Raw genomic sequence first — 15931 nt, 5'->3', positions numbered from 1 at the left:
TTCATGTCGTTTTCTGGAGAACATCATGTTGGGTCGCATCGCTGCACTTGCTGTTGTTGTGTTGCTGGGCGGTTGCCAGAGCAACCAGGTCAACCACGATTTCGACGCCAGCCGCGACTTTGGCGCCTACCGCAATTGGGCCTGGAAAGACCCGGCGTTGCAGTACCGCCCCGATGACCCGCGGATCAAGAGCGACCTCACCGAGCAGCGCATCCGCCAGGCCGTGGGCGAGCAACTCGACCAACGCGGCCTGCGCCCGGCAGCGGCAGGTACCAAGGCCGACCTGAATGTACAGGCGTACCTGATCGTCGAAGACCGCCAGCAACAAGTCACCACCAACTACGGCGGCGCCTGGGGCGGCCCATGGAATGGCTACTGGGGCGCGCCGATGTACAACGAAACGCGCAACATCACCTATAAAGTGGCGACCATCCAGATCGACCTGCTCGACGGCAAGGACGGCAAACTGGTGTGGCGCGGCAGCGACGAGCAAATGATGGCCAGCACGCCTAATCCGGAAGATCGCAGCAAGGCCATCCGCAGTACGGTGACCAAAATCCTTTCCAACTATCCTCCGCACTAATCAACATCGGATAACTAATGTGGGAGGGAAACTTTTATCAGTCGTCAATGTGGCGAGTTGCCAGCAACCTGCCTGTCCCTTGTCTACACTCCAGTGCAACCCCGGTGAGTTAGCGCAGGAGTGCTTCGATGTCTCCCCGATTCGGTTCCAGGCAGCGTGGGGCAATAGGCTTGATGGCGGCAGGCACCTTGGCCTTGGCCCTGGTGTTTACGTTGCTGGCGGTCGACAGCGGGCGTCTGTATCTGGAAAAGCGCAAGCTGCAGTCCGTCGCCGATACTTCGGCGCTGGAAGCGGCCGGCCTCGGTGGTCAGTGCGGCGCCAACACCACGGCCAACGCCTACGCCACGCAAAACGCTGCGCGCAATGGTTTTGTGGTCGGCAATGGCCGCACCTTGGCCGTAACGTGCGGGACCCTGGCCACCAACGCCCTGAACACTCGGGTGTTTACCGCCGATGCCACCAAGAGCGACGCGATCCGCGTGGTGGCTTCGCGCACGGTGATGAGCAGCATCGCCAACGGTCTGTGGAACCTCTTTAGTGGCGCGCCGATCACCGCGCAAATCAACCTGAGCGCCACCGCTGTCGCGGCGACGCCTCCTCCGGTAGCGCAGTTGTCGATCCGCAGCAGCCTGGCCAGTGTCGATTCGAGCAAGTCGCCAATACTGAACCTGGTCATCGGCAACCTGCTGGGGGGCAACCTGTCGCTCACGGCAGCCGGTTGGAACGGCTTGTTGCAGACCAACGTCAACCTGCTCAGTTATCTGGACCAGTTAGCGATCGACTTGCAGGTAAAGGCTGGAGACTACGATGCATTACTTAACACCGCCGTCTCCGCTACCCAGTTGATCGATGCCGCCGTCAAGGTCTTGCAGAAAAACGGCGCGGCGGTCACGTCGGTGATCAATGACGTGATTTCTATTGAAGCGATTGCGCCTAATTCCAAGCTGTTGACGGTGGGGGACCTGATCGACATCGCCACTGGCACGCCGACAGCGGCGCTGAACAGCAATGTGCAATTGTTTCAGCTGCTGGAGGCAGTGGCGCAATTGTCCAGTAGCAAGAATGCTGTGAGTGCGGCGGCTCAACTGAATGTTCCGTTGGTGGGCAACGTTTCGATCCAGACCAAAGTCATTGAGCCGCCGCAGTTGTCGGCCATTGGCAATCCGGCATTGGCGAAGAAGGGCTTATTGAATGTCCCTCCGACCGATCAGATTTTTGTGCGTACTGCGCAAGTGCGCACATTGGTGACCGTACAGGCGCCGATTATCAAGGCCGTGTCCGGCGTGGCTTCCATATTGACGGGGCTGGGTACGCCGGTGTCTCAAGTGGTCAAGGGCTTGTTGAACCTCAACCTGCCGGCAGTGGTGGGAGGGGTGCTATGCCTGGTGGCCTGCAATGTGGCTGATGTTGATGTTACGACGTCGCTGGCCATTTACATTGAAGCCGGCAGCGCGCAAACCCATGTCACGGACTTCAATTGCGACTCGCCGGCCTCCAAATCCTTGACGGTGAAAACCACTACGTCCCTGGCTACCCTGGCGGTTGGTACGGTGGATCCGGTAGCGGCTTTTTCTTCATCCGCACCTGTCAATGTGCAGCCTGTCAGGCTGATCGATTTTGGCGAGCGCTACTGTGTTGTCCTGACGCTGTTGTGCAGCCCCACCCGTACACCCAATGTGGGGGGCGGTTTGCTGTTGAAGGCCAACTCCACCATTGCCGCGCAAACCAGCACGATGGTGTTTTCGCCGGTTGCCGAGATGAATGCGCCGCCGACCTATAAGTTCGCGCCGGGCACAGCCAATATCGTCGGTAGCCTGGCGGCGACTTTAAATGGCTTGCAGGTGACTTACGCACCGCCCAGCGGCAGCGTATCCAACGGTGCGCTGGCTGGCGTCGCCGGGCTGCTGGCGACAATCACCACGGCGGTGGTGGGGCTGATCCAGAACGTGCTGTCGCCGATCCTTGATCCCATCGTCAACACGTTGCTCAGTGCCTTGGGCATCAACTTGGGCAACGCCGAAGTTGGCGCCAACCTCACCTGCCATATGGGCCGGGCTTACCTGGTGATCTGATCCTGGACGATGGGCAGTTCTACGCAGAATTTCGCTCCCGCCTCGCCATTGCTGACGCTCAGGCGCCCGCCCATGTTTTCTACAATCCCATAGCTCACCGAGAGCCCCAGCCCGGTGCCTACGCCGATTGGCTTGGTGGTAAAGAACGGCTCGAAAATCCGTTCCAGCAAGCGCGGGTCAATGCCGCCTGCGTTGTCTTCGACCCAGATGCGTACATGGTGGCGGTCATGCTCGCTGTACAGGGCAATCCAGGGGCGCAGTGCGGGATTCTTTTCGCGCTGGCTGAGCAGCGCGTCGCGGGCGTTGACCATCAGGTTGATCAGCACCTGTTCCAACTGATCGACGTAGCCTTTGACCTGCACCGCAAAGTCCGCAGGTGTGATGCGCACTTCCACACCTTTGCCACGCAAGCCTTCGCTGAGCAACGCCAGGGTGCCTTCCAGCGCTTGCGCCGGGTCGAACGGTTGCTGCTCGATTTCCGAGCGACGGCCGAACACGCGCATGTGGTCGACCACCCGGGCTGCGCGTTGCACCTGGGCGTCGATGCGCTGGAGTTTTTCGGTGAGATAGTCGATTTGCACATCGCCATTGCCCAGGCGCTTGAGCACGTTGACGACGGCCATATGCATTACGTTCAGCGGCTGGTTGATCTCATGGGCCAGGCCGGTAGCCATTTCGCCGAGGGTGGCCATTTTGGCGCTTTGGGTCAGTTGTTGTTGTGAGCGGCGCACTTCAGTGTTGTCGCGGCCCACGGCTTGCACTTCCACCAGGGTGCCTTGCTGATCAAACACGCCACGGTCGGACCACACCCACCAGGCATGTTCGCGTCCGGGCAGTTGCAGGCTGATCTCGGCGGTGCTGACCGGGAATTCGGGGGTCAATCGCGCGATGCGTTGCACAAAGGACGCGCGCTGTTCATCCGACAGCCATTGGCCTAGGTCAATGCCCGGCAATTGGGCGGGCTGGCATTCCAGGTAGTTGGCCAGCGGCGTGTTGCCGAAGGTCAGGATCAGGTCGGGCCGGTAGCGGCAGATCATTGCCGGTGAGTCTTCCACCAGGATGCGGTAGCGCTCCTCACTCTGGCGCACTTGCTCAGCCGCCAGGGTCGCTTCGGTCACGTCCAGCCACAGGCCCACGGCTTCCACCGGCAGGCCGAGGTCATCGCGCAACAGCTTGGCTTCGTCGAGCAGCCAGTGGTAATGGCCTTGTTTATCGCGCAACCGGTAGCGGCTGCGCACGGTGCCTTCGCGCAGCAGTTGGCGGGTGCGTTCAAAGTAGAGTTCGCGGTCGTCGGGATGGATCAGCGTTGCCAGGGTGTCGTGGTTGCACTCGGCCAAGGTCCAGCCCAGCAGCGGTAACAGGCTGGCGCTGAAAAACGCCGGGTGCAGCGCGCCGTTGACGTAGCGCTGTACATAGATCACCGCCGGTGAGCTGGCAATCAGGTTGTCCAGGCGCGCATGGGCGGAGGCGGCTTGCAGTTGCTGGTTCTTGATGTCGCTGATGTCGAGCATGAAGCCGATCCAGCGCCGCTCACTGCCCACGCCCAGCACTTGCCCCTGTATGCGATACCAGAGCGGCGCCTGCTCGGCCTGTGTGCGTTGCAGGCGTACGCTGGTCAGCAACGGCTTGCCCAGGGCTTGCAGATCTTGCAGACGGCTATTGAGGGCTTGGCGGTCGGCGGGGTGGATCAATCCGAGCCAGGTGTCGAGGGCCTGGCGGGTGGGGCCGTCCTCCTGGCTCAGGTTGCGCAGCAATTGTGGCGCCAGCTGGATCTCTTGGGTGGCGGGCAACAGTTCCCACCAGCCGGTGCCGAGCAGGCCCTGCAAGGCTTCCACCCGTTCCAGTTGTTGGTGGTGGCGCTGTTCACGCAGGCGGCTCAGCAGTGGCGCGGCGAGGGCGGCGCACAGGGTGAGCCAGTCACGTTCGCGGGTGTGATCCACCTGGCCGTCGTAGCAGCCACACAACAACCAGGCCGCCACGCCGTGGCTGTCGCGGTAGGGCACCAGCAATCCGCCGGCATTACCGAAGATGCTGTGCAGGCGCGGGTTCTCGCTGCGGCCCAGGGCAATGTCCAGGTTCAGAGGCATGTTGCCGTTCAGGCTGTCGAGGCTGGTGCCAAGATGTTGCCCGGTTTGCCACAGGGCCGGGGCATCATGGGCGGCGTATTGGCTGTAGATGCGCCAACCCTGATCGTCTTCGTCGAGCAGCGCCATCGCTACGCAAGGTATGCGCCAGCGCTGGGCCACGCTGCGCAGGTGCTCGTTGAACACCTGTGGCAGGCGGTTGAAGCTGCACACGCGCAGTTGTTCGCTCATCAGGCTAGCGAGTTGATGGTTCTGTTCGCGCTGTTGCATCCGTGCCCGGTCGGCCAGCAGGTCGGTGACATCCAGCAGACGCAGGGCCCAGCCGTCGCCCTCTGGCTCAACCCAGCCGCGGGTGTGCAGAACCAGGCCGGCGGCACCCTGAAAGTCCAGGTCCAGACCCTGTCGTTGCCATTGCGGCGGTGCACCTTCGACACTCAGCGCGCTGCTTGGGCACAGCAATGTGCGCAACGGCGGGTTGGGCGTGTTGACCAGGTGTTGATCGAGCAGAGGCCGCAGGCTACCGGCAATGCTTAGCACTTGGCCCAGGTTGTCCAGTTGCAACTGCAGGCCCGGCGCAGGCGTTGCCGGGGCATCCAGGGCCAAGGCGCTGCTGCGCCCGCGCAGGCGTGCGAACAATTTATCCCCCGTCGTCAAAACTGAAGGCTCGAGGTAGCGGTCAGGTTGGTGGGCAGGTTCGGAACGGTGCCAACGCCAGGCAATACCAGGGCCGGCAATACCGCTTTGATGTTGGCTGATGGATAAGTGATTTTCACCGTCAGCAAGTTATTGGTGTAAGTGGCGGTGATGTAGCCGGGCAAAAAATTCAAGGAGCCGGGGATCCAGTTCAACTGCGCCTGGGCTGCATCTTTGGCGCGCTGCACAACCAAAGCCGAATAGCCTGCGGTGCCTGGGTCCAGTGACACACTGCGGCGCACGCCTTCTGCCGCCGCCTGGTGGAACGACTGCATCAGCAGCAGCGGCAAGCTGTAGCTGAGGAGGCCGTAGAACACCGCAAAGAAGATTACGAAGACCAAGGCAAACTCGATCGCCGCCGCACCTTTTTGCTTTCTCGGGAGGCCTGATTTCATGACTGCGTCTACCCTGAGGCGAGTACCTGATATCAGCATAGAATCATTCGGCAAAAAGGGATGTTTTTTACGTGATCCAGAATGTAGTGATATTGCTGTGGTTGGGGCTGTGCGCTTTACAGGATATGCGTGAGCGGCAAATTGCTAATACGCTGACCCTGGGCGTCGGATTACTGGCGTTGATCTACCTGCTGTGGACCGGCTCGACGTGGCTCGGTGCTCCACGCAGCGATGGCGGCCTGGCCCTGGTGCTGGCGCTCGCCCTGACCCTGCCGGGTTATGCGTTGGGCCGCTTCGGCGCCGGGGATGTGAAGTTGTTGGCAGCCCTGGGCCTGGCCTCCAATACCGAGTATCTGCTGGGGTCTCTGATTGGCGCGGGCATCGCCATGGTGGCATGGGCACTTATGCATCAAGGGCTTAGCTCAAGCCATGTAGAGCGGGACGCGAAGGTGTCAACAAAACAGCCTTTTGCACCCTTTGTTCTGACAGGTTATGCCGCCTGCTGGCTTTGGATCCACTAGTCGTTCGAGTTGATTAGTCGTATGTACATAGTCAGAAAGTACGTCTACGTTTAATGAGTGGTTGTGGGATTTTTCGTCAGAAAGGATAGGTCACCTTTTGGCTTGCCAGGCATGGAGTAGCGCGTGAACAAGCTTACATCTGCAGTAAAAGTGCTCGTAGTCGACGACCAACCGTTAATCGTAGAGGAGCTCTGTGAATTTCTTGAAAGCAGCGGGTACCGTTGTGTCCCGTGCGAGTCCAGCAAACAAGCTATAGAGCGTTTCAGCGAAGACCCTCTGATCGGCCTGGTGCTGTGCGATCTGCATATGCCGGACATGGATGGCATCGAACTGGTTCAGGCGTTGCAACGCGTCGCCGGCAAGCATCGTGCATTTGAAGCGATCATGCTCACCGGGCGCGCCGACAAGCAGGATGTGATCAAGGCCCTGCGTGCAGGGATCGCCGATTACTACCAGAAACCGATCAACCTGGATGAACTGCTCGAAGGCCTCAAGCGCCAGGAAGCGGCATTGGAGGAGCGGCAAAAGGACCTGCAACTGGGTACGCTTAACCAGAAGTTGCAGTACCTGTCCGAATCCATCAATGACTTGTATATGGACCTGGACAAGGTGCGGCGCAACCCGGCGCCCAAGGCCAGCGACGGCGAGGCGATGGCTGACGAAGCCGGGCCAGTGGAAATCCCGGCGATCTTCAATCAGTTGTCTCCGCGCCAGTTGGACGTGGCGCGCCTGGTCGGCAAGGGGCAGACCAACTACCAGATTGCCTGTGAACTGGGGATCACCGAGAACACGGTCAAGCTGTATGTGTCCCAGGTGCTGCGCCTGACCCATATGCACAATCGCACACAGTTGGCGCTGGCGTTGTCACCGAGCAACTCGGCGATGGGCCAGCGGGTGACGGCGCACTGAAAGCCCAGTCAACGGCAGAGCAAAAGCAGGTAGAGATTCAATGTGGGAGGGGGCTTGCCCCCTCCCACAGTCACCCTATTTATTCCCGCTCTGCGCAGACCCGCCCACCTTCTGATCAAAGAACTCCGGGATCGGATGCTTGTTGCTGTCCAGCCAGCGCTTCAGCGCCTGCTCGCGTTCCGCCGGCGTGGTCTTTTGCGGGTTGGCCGAGGCTGCGCGCCCGCTGAGTTGCAGGGCCATCCAGTTTTCTGTTTCCGCCTGTTGCGGGGAGGAGGGCCCGGCCTCGATGGCCGATGCTGCGTAGGGCAGGGCCAGCAATGCGAGGCTGGCGAGGTAATGGATTTTCATCATCGACTCCCTATTTCACAGACGCCGGCAGCGTGTCGCTGACGGCCGCTACCTGGTCTTTGGATGGACGTACCGTTGCCGCAGTCGCCCCCTTGATGCGTTGTGCGCGTGCCTGGGCCTGCGTCACTTGCTCGGGGCTCAGCCCGAGTTGGCCGACCACTTTTGCGGCCTGCTCCCAGTTGTCCTGGTAAATCAGCAAGGTCACCAGGTTCACCGCCGCCAATTGATCGCTCTGCTTGAGTTCGATGGCGGTCATGAATTCAAAGCGTGCGTCTTCAAGGCGCAGTTGATCGAGGTACACCACGCCCAAGTCATTGCGGATTTTTTCGTCGGTGGGCGCCAGGCGTGCCGCACGTTGCAGATGGGCCATGGCCTGGCCATTGTCGCCCTTGGCCGATGCCAGTTGCCCCAGGCCGTGCTCGCCATCGGCGGCCAGGCAGGTGCCGAGCAAACTGCGGTACAACGGCTCGGCCTCGGTGCGGCCCAGCAGGCGATAGGCGCGGGCCTGGCGCTGGCGCACCTGAGGCAAGGTAGCGGGCAGGTTTTGCAGGTTGGCCAGGCTGGCGTGCAGCTTGCCTTCGTTGGCCATGTCGTCGGCCAGGTTCAAGGACAGCTCCTGGTCCGAGCTGGGTTTGGGGCAACTGCCGGGCGCTAGCAAGCCGGCCCACGGAGCCTGGCCATTACTGGCGCAGCCACCCAGCATCAGCACGCTTATGGCGACAATCAGTGGCTTCATAACAGACTCCTCAGAAGTTATTCAGGGCGCGGGAGATGGCGATCATGGCCGGGCCCCCGAGCACAATCAGCAAGGCTGGAAACAGGAACACCATCATCACCACCGACATCTTCGCCGACATTTTCGAGATGTATTCCTGCAGGCGAGTCAGACGGCGGTCATCGAGCAATTGCTTGAGCGCCAGCAGCGACTTCATCGCGCCGCCGCCCTGCTGAATCAGTTGCTGAAGAATGATGCAGGTGTCGGTGAACTCGTCCACCGCCAGCAGGCGCGCGGTCTTGCCCAGCTCCTCGGACAGCTCCAGGCCCGAGTCCACTCGCGCCAGGATCAGGCGCAGTTCATGGGTCAAGTCAGGGAGCAGGCGCTGGGCTTCGGTGCTCAACACTCGCAGTGATTGCTCAACCGCCATGCCGGATTCGAACAGGATGCGCAGCAGCGGAATGAACGTGGAGATTTCCCGAGCAATGCGTTCCTGGCGATATTTGGCGCTGAGGGCCAGGACGCGCTTGGGCAGCAGGTAACCAATCCCCAGGGCCACCGCCGGCGCGATCCACGGCGAGCCGGCATGGGGGAACAGCAGTTGCTGGCCCAGTAGGGTCAGGCCCAGCAGCACGATCGGTACGCCGACCTGGCAGGCGGCAAACATCGAGCGTTGGTTGGCCTTGCGCCAGCCCACACGGTTGAGCAGGGTCTGTGTTTCGTTGTCCAGGCTGACCGAGCGCTGGGCCACCTGGCTTGCGCCCAGTTGGCGCATCAGGCTGCCGAGTTTGTCTTCGCGGGTCAGGTGGCCTTGCAGGCGCTGGCTGACCATGCGCTGGCGCCGCCGTTGCTCCAGCAGGTTGCCGGCTATCAAGGCGACGGCGGCGAGCAACAGCAGGATGCTGATCAGAATCGCCATTTCAGATACTCCGCAACATGCGCCACATGACGAAGGTGCCCGTGATGTCGAGCGCCACCGCGGCCAGCAACAAATAGCGCCCGGTACCGTCATTCCACATGCTCATCAGATAACCCGGGTTGACCATCAGGAAGTAGCCCACCATGACGATGGGCAAGCCCGCCAACACATAAGCGGTCATGCGTGTTTCACCGGTCATGGCCTTGAGTTGGCGTGCGCCCTGCTCACGCTCGCGAATCATCTTGATCAGGTTCTCCAGCAATTCACTGGCGTTGCCGCCGTAGCGGTGGTTGACCTTCAAGCCCAGGGCAAACAGGCGAAACTCATCGCGTTCATAGAACTCGGCAAAGTCGCTGACAGATTCCGGCAGGCTTACGCCCATCTGCACGTTGCGCTGGATGCGGCTCATGGCCTGCTTGAGTGGCGCCTCGGTGCTGTCGATAGCACCCAGTACGGCATCGGCGAGGGTACGGCCCGACTTGAGGCTGCGCACGCTGTGGTCCAGCAGTTGCGGCAATTGTTCGATCATGCGCTGCACGCGTCGCTGGTAGCGCCAGGCAATGTACAAGCGCAGCAGCAGCGGCGGCGCTATCAACAGGGTGAGCAAACCCAGCCAGTCGGCCAGCAGGTAGCCCAGCAACATGCCCACGGCCCAGCAACTGAGCCACAACCCGAGGCGATCGGTGGGTTTGCCCAGGCCGGCACGCTGGAACATGCGCTCCAGCGCAATCCAGCTGCCGTTCGGTTCCTGGGGCAACGGCTGGCCGTCGGCGAGACGCTCCAGCACGCGGTCGGTGCCCGCCTGGCGCAGCCCGCGCTGGAACAGCCACACCGACAGGCTGATCAGCAGGATGCAGATGAGCAGCAAGATAAGTCCGGTCATGGTGCCCTCTACAACGGCAATGCCGATTCACGCCGCAGCTTGTCGCCGGCCGGGTTGAGCGCCTCGCGCAGGAAGCCAAAACCGGTACGGCGGTCCAGGCGAAACAGGGTATTGGTGACATACACGTCATCGCGCACGCCCACCACTTCCACCACCTCGCTGACGCACCGGCGCCCATCGGGCAGGCGTGTCAGCTGGATCACCACATCGAGTGCCGCACAGATCATTTGCCGCAGGGTTTTTTCCGCCACCACGCGCCCGGTCAGACCCACCAGGGTTTCCAGGCGCAGCAGCGCGTCCTGGGCATTGTTGGCGTGCACGGTGCTCATGGAACCATCGTGGCCGGTGTTCATGGCGGTCATCACGTCGAGTACTTCCACGCCGCGAATTTCGCCAAGAATGATGCGGTCGGGGCGCATCCGCAGGGCGTTGCGGATCAGGTCGCTGGCTTTGACCTCGCCATGCCCTTCGGCATTGGGCGGGCGGGTTTCCAGGCGCACCACATGGGGGTGGCCCAGTTGCAGTTCGGCCACATCTTCAATGGTGACCAGGCGCTCATGGGGGTTGATCAATTGGCTGAGGATATTGAGCAGCGTGGTCTTGCCGGTACCGGTGCCGCCACTGATAAGGATATTGCAGCGCTTGCCCACCGCCTCCTGGAAGAACTCGAAGATGCTGTGGTCTATGGTTTGCATCGCCACCAGGTCGCTGCTCTTGAGCATGTCCTTGCGAAACTTTCGGATCGACAGGCAGGGCCCATCCAGGGCAATCGGCGGGATGATCGCGTTGACCCGGCTACCGTCAGGCAGGCGCGCATCGACCATTGGCGAGGATTCATCCAGGCGCCGCCCCAGTGGCGCAAGGATGCGCTGCATGACGCGCTCCACATGGTGCGCATCGATAAAGCGCAGGTCGCTCTGGTACAGCACACCGTCGCGCTCGATAAACACCCGGTGCGGGCCGTTGACCAGGATCTCGGTCACCGACACATCGCGCAGCAGCACTTCCAGTGGGCCGAAGCCGGTCAGCTCATCGACGATTTCTTCGGCCAGGCGCTCCATCTCATAGCGCGAGATCGCCAGGTGCATGCGCGTGATGTATTCGGCGACTTTGTCGATGACAAATTGCGCCAGGGATTGGCGCGAGCCTTCCAGCAAATTCTGTCCGGACTCCTCGATGGCGTCGATGATGTAGCGATGCAGCACCAGTTTCAGGCCGTCGTGATCGTTGTGCGCGGCGGCGCCGCGAGTTGGGGCGCCGAAGAGTTTTTCGCCGTTCATCGACCTGGCCCCAACAGGCGCTCGAACCAGCGCGTCGAGGGTTTTGCAATGCCCTCGGAGCGTTTCGCCAGGCGCTCACCCAGCTGACGCAGGGCTTGGGTCAAGGCTTCGCGTGGCGCCAAAGTGAACAGGCTTTGCCCCTGGTTCTTGGCGTTCAGGCGCACTTCGGGGCTCAGCGGCAATACGGCGATGCACTCAAGGCCGAAGCTTTTTTCCAGGGCTTCGGTGTCGGGCGCGCAGCCTTTGATATAGCGGTCGACAAGCAGCTTGGCATGGTCGAGTTTCATGCCTTTTTCGCGCCACAGGTTCAGCACCGCGAGGTTGCGGCGACAGTCGAGTACGCCCTGGTCGGTGCACCACAGCAGCTTGTCGCAGTGGCTGACAAAGGTGCGCAACGCTTCGCTGTCAGCCTGGCCGGTGAGGTTCACCACGATGTGTTGGAAGTGCTGGCGCAGGGCGCTGAGCAGCATGTACAGCTCGGCGGCGCTGGTCACTTCCAGGGGCTCTTCGTTGCCGGCGTAGGCGAGGATGCGCAAGCCCGTGTCGGTGCTGGTGAACGCGCTGTTGATCAGTGTGGTGTCGAGGCGGCGCAGGTGGCGCAAGGCGTCGCCGAAATTGAAGGTGCTCTCCAGCCCCAGCAGCGCGAGGCTGTCGCCCTTGGGCAGGCCGAGGTCGAGCAGCAGGGTTTGTTGGCCGCTCTTTTGCACCACCATCGCCAGGTGGCTGGCGAGCAGGGCGCCATCGGTATTGCCCTGGGCGCCGTAGAGCACGGTCAGGCCGCCAAGGTGGGCATTGGGCGCGGTGGGCGGCAGGCGTTTGCTCAGGCGCCGCACCAGCCCGGCGACTTCACTGGAGCGCGAGCCATAGGCGACAAAGTCCCTGGCGCCGGCGCGCATGGCGTTGAGTACCAATTGGTTATCCATGCCATCGCCGAGCGCGACCACCGCCAGCATCGGTTTGGCTTCCAGTGCGCCTTCGATCAAGGCGCTTTGGGCCACCAGGTGCTCGCGGTCCAGGCCCACGAACACCAGGTTGGCGAAGGTCACGTCCACCAGCGCCAGCAGTTCGTCGAGGCTGCCGCCGCCCACGCTGATCACTTGACCCAGCGGTGCCAGCGCACCCTGGAGCCATTCCAGGTCGGTGCTGTTGCGGGTGATTGCCAGGAAGGTCTGGCTCAGGCTATCGCTCATTGGGAAAGTCCACTGCGACGGTCGAAGTTGCCGTTTTCCAGGAAGAACAGGCGGAACCAGTTCGGGTCATAGTTGCGCAGTTTTTCGCCGGGCAAGGACGGCAATTGCGCATTGGCCGCCAAGGGTCGAACCAGGTGCGGGGTGACAATCATCAGCAGCTCTTTCTCTTCGCTCTGGATATTGGAGTCACGGAAAAACGCGCCAAGGATCGGGATATCGCCCAGGCCCGGAAGCTTGGCGATGGTGGAGCGGTTGGTGCTGCTGATCAGGCCGCTGATCACGAAGCTTTCGCCATCGGCCAACGATACGCTGGTGTCGGTACGTCGCACGGTCAGGGCCGGCACCTGAATGCCCTCGATGCGGATCGCATTGTTGTAATCCAGTTCGCTGACTTCCGGGGCGACTTTCAGGGCGATGCGGTTGTGGTCGATAACCGTGGGCGTGAGGGTCAGGCGAATGCCGAACTCCTTGTATTCGATGGTGATGGTATCGCTGCCGGCACTGGGCACCGGGATCGGCACTTCACCACCGGCCAGGAAGGTCGCGCTCTGGCCGCTCATGGCCACCAGGCTCGGGCGCGCCAGGGTGTAGGCAAAGCCGCTGCTCTCCAGCGCGTTGATCAATGCCTTGACCCGCCCACCACCGAAACCGATGTTGAAGCTGTCAGCGCTCACCGGCAATTTGAACACGCTCTCGGCTGGAGACAGCAGGTCGGGGCTGCCGAGGAAGAAGTTCTTGCCCATGCCGAGGATCTTGGTGCTGGCTTCCTTGAGCTTGGTACGGCTGACTTCGACGAAGCGGATGTCGGTCTGCACTTGGCTGGGCAGTGTCGGGTCTTCGGAGGGCGACAGCGATTGGCTGGTCAGCGCCGAAGTGGCCTTGCCCTTGACGAACACCATGCTCTGGCGCGGGCCGGTCGAGCAGCTCGTCCACACCATCAGGCTGGTGGCGCCGGTGCCGACGCCGGTCAGCAGGAAATTGCGGTCGCCATTGACCCGCACGTCTGCGATTTTCGGGTCGCCAATGGCCAGGCGCGTGATCGCCACCGGCGAGTGCAGTTCGGTTTGCAAACCTTCGCCCACCTCGACCACAGCGGGCAGTTGGCCCAGGGTGTTGCAGTTACCCGGTGCTGCCATCGCCACGCCCACGGGCAAGCACGGCAGCATCAAGGCCAAGGCCAATTGAGCGTAGCGTTGGCTCATTCAAGGCATCCTTGTTCAATCAGGGGGTTTGGGGTGCTGACGCTGCGCCGCGAATCACTTCGACGCCGCGACGCTGGCCGGTGTCGGCAACCGTGGGGGCGATTTTCTTCGGCGGTCCGCTGAGGGCCAATTGGGTGAATTGGTAGAGGTCGCGGTTGGCGCTTTGCACTTTGTCCGGGGTATCGCTTTCGCCAGCCCAATAGCGGCTGAGCAGTTGCTCATCGGCACTGCGCACGGCCAGGCGCAACGTGCCGGCCTGGGAGGCGAGCATCAGCCGGCTCAGCAGTGGTTCTGGCACTGCCAGCACGACGCTGCGCGCGGCGGTACGGCGTTGGGCCGCCTGGGCGCGTTCTTCGGCGGTGGCCGGTGGCGGCACTGCGGGTTGGCCGTCGTTGGCCAGGCCCAGTTGATCGCCGACGCTGAGCAAGCGAATCGCCGGAATAACCACCTGTGCCGACTGCTCGGCATTGGCATTGTCCTGGCGCAGGAACAGCAACACATCGACGTAATCGCCGGGGCTCAACTGGCCACCGGCCCCGATGACTTCATCGACAGCCACGGCCAGGGCACGTTCATTCGCCCGGATCATGCGGGCCAGGGGGCCGCCGGCGGTGAAGCTTTCTTCGTTCAGCCAGGTGCCGGCACCCAGGGCACGCAAAGGCGCGCGGCCGATGGCCTGGTCGAGGCTAGTGAGGCTCCCGGCCGGGACGGTGCGCAGTTTTTCCACCGCCACATCGGCGGCAGTGAGAGCGACGAAAGGCGGCACCGCGTGTACCAGCACCACCACCGGCTGGCGGGTTTGGTCCTCGACGACGGCGACGGTTTTTTCAACGGAAATGACAGGTTCTGGTGATGGGGCCGCCACTGGCACTGGAGAACGGCTAAGCACCAGGCCCCAATACCCAGCAATCAAAGCCCCAACAAGCAGCAAGCCAGCCAGGACCATGCTGATGCGACTGTTCATGACGGCTCTCCCTATCCTGTTGCACGGCTTTTTCCCCGTTACTTCAAACGAGTTAAATTCGCAACTTGGCTGTGATGAACAACTAACGATTTGGCTATTTGAAGGTAGCTCAGCTAGGACAAAATGCCATTACCGAACGAAAAAATTATCTGAGGTTCAAGGGTGGTCCTGTAAATGCAGGATGTTCGGCGTGTTTGCGGCGACTAATACTTTGTGATTAATGCGTTCTTACAGTTGTGAGTGTTAAATTTCTTGACAATGCTCTAGTGGCACACGGCAATCATTGTGCGGGCCAGCTGTAACGGCGCTTTGTGGCGCATGAAGGAGATCTTCCTATGATCCTTGACCTGTTCTTGAAGTTGTACATTCATGCCCAGTTATTTCTGCGTCGCAGAGAGGGGGCGTCGGCTATTGAATATGTGATTATTGTGGCGATAGTGGCGTTGGTTATCGTCGGCATTGGTACTGGGCTTGGCGATAAGATAAAAGGCATCTTTAAGCAAGTGTCTGATGCGCTGCCAGCTGCGCCTTAACCGTAACTGGTGTACGTTTTCGTTCCGGTGATTCTTTTTATCAGGTACTGCCCATGAGCAACCCCTCGTCATCCCGCCAAAAAATCCTATTGGTGGACGACGAGGAGGATGCGCTGATCGAGTTGGCCGAATCCCTCGAAAACGAGGGATTCGTCTGCTTTACCGCCACGTCCGTTACTTTTGCCCTGCAAGAACTGACACTTAATCCCGATATCGCCCTGGTTATCACCGACCTGCGTATGCCCGAGGAAAGTGGTATCTCCTTGATCAAGCGCCTGCGCGAACATACCTCTCGCTCGCATTTGCCTGTGATCGTGATGTCCGGTCATGCCGAGATGGATGATGTCAGCGATATGCTGCGCTTGCAGGTGCTGGATCTATTTCGCAAGCCGATCTATCTGGTGCGGTTGATTGATACGCTGGATAACTTGTTTCCCCCCTCGAAGCCTCATTGATCGATGGATCAAATGCGAGTGCTGCCTGACAACTGACAGGTATTGAACTAATACACCTCGGTCAAAATGTGGGAGGGGGGCTTGCCCCCGATAAGCATGGGTATGGACACAGCTTGTGTAGCCGCAGCCAACCGTAACCACGATGCGAAGCGAGCCGCTCTTGATCTTGATCTGCTTTTGATCTC

General features: G+C 61.1%; 16 protein-coding genes. 6 read left to right on the top strand and 10 right to left on the bottom strand.

Annotation, left to right across the window (positions count from 1 at the left end):
• The first annotated feature begins 25 nt into the window (after nt 1-25).
• Entirely contained in the window at nt 26-583 is a 558-nt protein-coding gene (locus E4O98_RS13740) for a DUF4136 domain-containing protein (protein WP_032878099.1), read from the top strand.
• Nucleotides 584-711: 128 nt separating this feature from the next.
• Complete coding sequence (locus E4O98_RS13735; RefSeq protein ID WP_032878098.1) at nt 712-2655, top strand: pilus assembly protein TadG-related protein; 1944 nt, start codon at nt 712-714, stop codon at nt 2653-2655.
• On the opposite strand, the gene E4O98_RS13730 is transcribed toward E4O98_RS13735, so the two are convergent.
• Nucleotides 2640-5393, bottom strand: a complete 2754-nt coding sequence (locus E4O98_RS13730; RefSeq protein ID WP_148854576.1) for a PAS domain-containing sensor histidine kinase — start codon at nt 5391-5393, stop codon at nt 2640-2642. The two genes, E4O98_RS13735 and E4O98_RS13730, sit on opposite strands and share 16 nt — an antisense overlap.
• Nucleotides 5390-5827 (bottom strand): TadE family protein, encoded by a 438-nt coding sequence (locus E4O98_RS13725; protein ID WP_032878095.1) that lies wholly within the window; start codon nt 5825-5827, stop codon nt 5390-5392. Before E4O98_RS13725 ends, E4O98_RS13730 begins: the two co-directional genes overlap by 4 nt.
• Before the next feature lie 71 nt (nt 5828-5898).
• On the opposite strand from E4O98_RS13725, the gene E4O98_RS13720 reads away from it, so the two are divergent.
• The gene (locus E4O98_RS13720; RefSeq protein WP_248135517.1) at nt 5899-6348 is read left to right on the top strand and encodes a prepilin peptidase; all 450 of its coding nucleotides are present in this window, start codon (nt 5899-5901) and stop codon (nt 6346-6348) included.
• 123 nt (nt 6349-6471) lie between these two features.
• Entirely contained in the window at nt 6472-7257 is a 786-nt protein-coding gene (locus E4O98_RS13715) for a response regulator transcription factor (protein WP_032878093.1), read from the top strand.
• A 75-nt stretch (nt 7258-7332) separates the two neighbouring features.
• Here E4O98_RS13715 and E4O98_RS13710 read toward each other — a convergent pair whose 3' ends face one another.
• The 8 genes from E4O98_RS13710 to cpaB are packed head-to-tail and all read right to left on the bottom strand — an operon-like array spanning nt 7333 to nt 14758.
• On the bottom strand, nt 7333-7605 hold the full coding sequence (locus E4O98_RS13710) for a DUF3613 domain-containing protein (RefSeq protein WP_223018707.1): 273 nt from the start codon (nt 7603-7605) through the stop codon (nt 7333-7335).
• A gap of 10 nt (nt 7606-7615) precedes the next feature.
• Complete coding sequence (locus E4O98_RS13705) at nt 7616-8341, bottom strand: tetratricopeptide repeat protein (RefSeq protein ID WP_223018706.1); 726 nt, start codon at nt 8339-8341, stop codon at nt 7616-7618.
• A gap of 10 nt (nt 8342-8351) precedes the next feature.
• On the bottom strand, nt 8352-9239 hold the full coding sequence (locus tag E4O98_RS13700) for a type II secretion system F family protein (RefSeq protein ID WP_005784440.1): 888 nt from the start codon (nt 9237-9239) through the stop codon (nt 8352-8354).
• 1 nt (nt 9240) lies between these two features.
• On the bottom strand, nt 9241-10122 hold the full coding sequence (locus E4O98_RS13695) for a type II secretion system F family protein (protein WP_216090688.1): 882 nt from the start codon (nt 10120-10122) through the stop codon (nt 9241-9243).
• Between the two features lie 8 nt (nt 10123-10130).
• Nucleotides 10131-11402 (bottom strand): CpaF family protein, encoded by a 1272-nt coding sequence (locus E4O98_RS13690; protein WP_032878088.1) that lies wholly within the window; start codon nt 11400-11402, stop codon nt 10131-10133.
• Nucleotides 11399-12592 carry a pilus assembly protein gene (locus E4O98_RS13685; protein WP_032878087.1) on the bottom strand — a complete coding sequence of 398 codons (1194 nt, stop codon included), beginning with the start codon at nt 12590-12592 and terminating at the stop codon, nt 11399-11401. Before E4O98_RS13685 ends, E4O98_RS13690 begins: the two co-directional genes overlap by 4 nt.
• On the bottom strand, nt 12589-13794 hold the full coding sequence (locus E4O98_RS13680; RefSeq protein WP_032878086.1) for a type II and III secretion system protein family protein: 1206 nt from the start codon (nt 13792-13794) through the stop codon (nt 12589-12591). The genes E4O98_RS13685 and E4O98_RS13680 overlap by 4 nt, the downstream gene beginning before the upstream one ends.
• Nucleotides 13795-13813: 19 nt before the next feature.
• A complete protein-coding gene (cpaB, locus tag E4O98_RS13675) occupies nt 13814-14758 on the bottom strand; it encodes a Flp pilus assembly protein CpaB (protein WP_032878085.1) in 945 nt (314 codons plus the stop codon).
• A gap of 335 nt (nt 14759-15093) precedes the next feature.
• Between cpaB and E4O98_RS13670 the strand changes: the two genes are divergently transcribed.
• Nucleotides 15094-15291, top strand: a complete 198-nt coding sequence (locus E4O98_RS13670) for a Flp family type IVb pilin (protein WP_032878084.1) — start codon at nt 15094-15096, stop codon at nt 15289-15291.
• 53 nt (nt 15292-15344) lie between these two features.
• The gene (locus E4O98_RS13665) at nt 15345-15746 is read left to right on the top strand and encodes a response regulator (RefSeq protein ID WP_032878083.1); all 402 of its coding nucleotides are present in this window, start codon (nt 15345-15347) and stop codon (nt 15744-15746) included.
• Nucleotides 15747-15931 lie beyond the last annotated feature (185 nt).

It is taken from the genome of Pseudomonas sp. W2Jun17 (assembly GCF_023127795.1).
GTDB lineage: Bacteria > Pseudomonadota > Gammaproteobacteria > Pseudomonadales > Pseudomonadaceae > Aquipseudomonas > Aquipseudomonas synxantha_A.
The sequence above is the reverse complement of the archived record's forward strand: the minus strand, read 5'-3'. Positions and strand labels throughout refer to the sequence as shown.

Coding starts and splice junctions, on each gene's coding strand:
- E4O98_RS13740 (WP_032878099.1), top strand. CDS start 26: ATGTTGGGTCGCATCGCTGCACTTGCTGTTGTTGTGTTGCTGGGCGGT.
- E4O98_RS13735 (WP_032878098.1), top strand. CDS start 712: ATGTCTCCCCGATTCGGTTCCAGGCAGCGTGGGGCAATAGGCTTGATG.
- E4O98_RS13725 (WP_032878095.1), bottom strand. CDS start 5,827: ATGAAATCAGGCCTCCCGAGAAAGCAAAAAGGTGCGGCGGCGATCGAG.
- E4O98_RS13710 (WP_223018707.1), bottom strand. CDS start 7,605: ATGAAAATCCATTACCTCGCCAGCCTCGCATTGCTGGCCCTGCCCTAC.
- E4O98_RS13705 (WP_223018706.1), bottom strand. CDS start 8,341: ATGAAGCCACTGATTGTCGCCATAAGCGTGCTGATGCTGGGTGGCTGC.
- E4O98_RS13700 (WP_005784440.1), bottom strand. CDS start 9,239: ATGGCGATTCTGATCAGCATCCTGCTGTTGCTCGCCGCCGTCGCCTTG.
- E4O98_RS13695 (WP_216090688.1), bottom strand. CDS start 10,122: ATGACCGGACTTATCTTGCTGCTCATCTGCATCCTGCTGATCAGCCTG.
- E4O98_RS13690 (WP_032878088.1), bottom strand. CDS start 11,402: ATGAACGGCGAAAAACTCTTCGGCGCCCCAACTCGCGGCGCCGCCGCG.
- E4O98_RS13685 (WP_032878087.1), bottom strand. CDS start 12,592: ATGAGCGATAGCCTGAGCCAGACCTTCCTGGCAATCACCCGCAACAGC.
- E4O98_RS13680 (WP_032878086.1), bottom strand. CDS start 13,794: ATGAGCCAACGCTACGCTCAATTGGCCTTGGCCTTGATGCTGCCGTGC.
- cpaB (WP_032878085.1), bottom strand. CDS start 14,758: ATGAACAGTCGCATCAGCATGGTCCTGGCTGGCTTGCTGCTTGTTGGG.
- E4O98_RS13670 (WP_032878084.1), top strand. CDS start 15,094: ATGATCCTTGACCTGTTCTTGAAGTTGTACATTCATGCCCAGTTATTT.
- E4O98_RS13665 (WP_032878083.1), top strand. CDS start 15,345: ATGAGCAACCCCTCGTCATCCCGCCAAAAAATCCTATTGGTGGACGAC.